Raw genomic sequence first — 1,807 nt, forward strand, 5'->3', positions numbered from 1 at the left:
TTGCCGGATCGGCTTGTCGGCCGCTCGCGGGAATTGTGCCCGCTCCTGCCTGGCAGATCGTCGATCTGCTCGGCAGCGCGGCCGTGCCCTGTGCGCTCATCGCAATGGGAGTCGCGCTCTACCGCTACGGAATCGCCATGGGGTGGAAGCTGCCGGCCCTGATCTCATTCCTCAAACTCGTGATCCACCCGCTGATCGTGCTGCTGCTCGCCCGCTACGTGTTCGAGATGCCGCCGGTCTGGGCCGGCGTCGCAGTGCTGTTCGCCTCGTGCCCATCGGGCATCAACGCGTTCCTGTTTGCCGAGCGTTACGGCGAAGGCGTGGCGCTGGCGTCGAGCTCCGTGTGCCTCTCGACGGTTCTGGCGCTTGGCTCGACCCTCTTCTGGCTGTGGGTTCTCGGGGTCGGATAGGGCCGAATCGCTCAGCCAAATCCCAGCATCCGCCGCACGTCCGCCGCCGACATCCCCCGCTCCCGCAATTCTCCAAGCGTCTCCGAGAATCGGCTTTTTGCGAGTTTGTCGCCCTGCTGGTCCGTTATGAGCGCGTGATGATGATAGATAGGTGTCGGCAGGCCGAGGAGATGCTGCAGCAGGACGTGCAGGTCGGTCGAGGCCTCGAGATCCTGGCCGCGCACCACATGGGTGATCCCCTGCAGCGCATCGTCCACGACGACGGAGAGATGATAGCTCGTGGGAATTTCGCGACGGACGATGACGGCATCGCCCCACCGCGAAGGATCGACGGTTTGGAGGGAAATTTCGCCATGCGCCTCGAGGCGGCGATACGCCAGCTTCTCCGGAACCATCCTCAGGGCAGCCGCCATGTCGATCCGCCAGGTATGAGGTTGCGCGCTCTCGACGTGCCCGGCGTGACTTTGTCGGCAGGTGCCGGGATAAAGCGGCGCGCCATCCGGATCGCGATGCCAGGATTTTCGCCCGGCGAGTTCCGCGAGCCGTACGGTCTCGGCCATGTCCCGGCGTGAGCAGAAGCACCGATAGACCACGCCCCGCTCCTGCAGCGTCGCGAAGGCCGCGATGTAATCGCCGAAATGCTCCGATTGCCGTCTGACGGGCTGCTCGAATTTGAGACCAAGCCAGGCCAGATCATCCGCGATGGCCTCCACGAACTCTTCCCGGCAGCGGGTCACATCGATGTCCTCGATCCGCAGCAGAAGCCGGCCGCCGAGCCGCTCGGCGACGCGCGCATTGAGCAGCGCCGAATAGGCGTGCCCCAGATGGAGGCGCCCGTTGGGGCTCGGAGCGAAGCGAAGAACGGGAACGGTCAAGACTGCCTGCGCCGGACAAAGAGGACACGGGATGTAACCTCGGCGAATCCGCCGCGCTTCTCAAGGGGTACGGGGTTGACGCCTTCGGTCAGGTGGCGCGAGGTGAGTTTCCACCATCAGGATCCCGCATGCTCGACGGCCCGCGCCTCTCCCCGAAATCCGGCACCACCCGGCAGCTCGTGGTGTTTCTCCACGGCTACGGCGCCGACGGCGGCGATCTGATCGAATTGGCGCATCATTGGCGCGACGGGCTGCCCGACGCCGCATTCGTTGCCCCGCACGCGCCGGACTCGTGCGAAGGGGCGCCCATGGGCCGCCAGTGGTTTCCGCTCACGATGCGCGACCCGGCGGAACTGTGGCGCGGCGTGACCGCCGGGGGACCGGCACTCGAGGCGTTTCTCGATGCGGAACTCGCCCGCCACAGGCTCGCGCCCACGGATCTCGCCCTCGTGGGCTTCAGCCAGGGCACCATGATGGCGCTGCATGTGGGTCTGCGTCGAGAGGCCCGCCTTGCCGGCATCG

At 66.3% G+C, this 1,807-nt stretch carries 3 protein-coding genes; 2 read left to right on the plus strand and 1 reads right to left on the minus strand.

Translation table 11 applies throughout. From position 1 onward, the window contains the following. The coding region (locus AC1DVM_RS23060; RefSeq protein WP_477258459.1) for an AEC family transporter at window positions 1-410 on the plus strand (410 nt) is incomplete at its 5' end. 11 nt (window positions 411-421) lie between these two features. On the opposite strand, the gene gluQRS is transcribed toward AC1DVM_RS23060, so the two are convergent. After that, complete coding sequence (gluQRS, locus tag AC1DVM_RS23065; RefSeq protein ID WP_477258461.1) at window positions 422-1,285, minus strand: tRNA glutamyl-Q(34) synthetase GluQRS; 864 nt, start codon at window positions 1,283-1,285, stop codon at window positions 422-424. Between the two features lie 128 nt (window positions 1,286-1,413). On the opposite strand from gluQRS, the gene AC1DVM_RS23070 reads away from it, so the two are divergent. Next, window positions 1,414-1,807: alpha/beta hydrolase (locus AC1DVM_RS23070; protein ID WP_477258463.1), on the plus strand; the 394-nt coding region annotated here is incomplete at its 3' end.

The organism is Microvirga sp. P4_A5 (assembly GCF_056402495.1).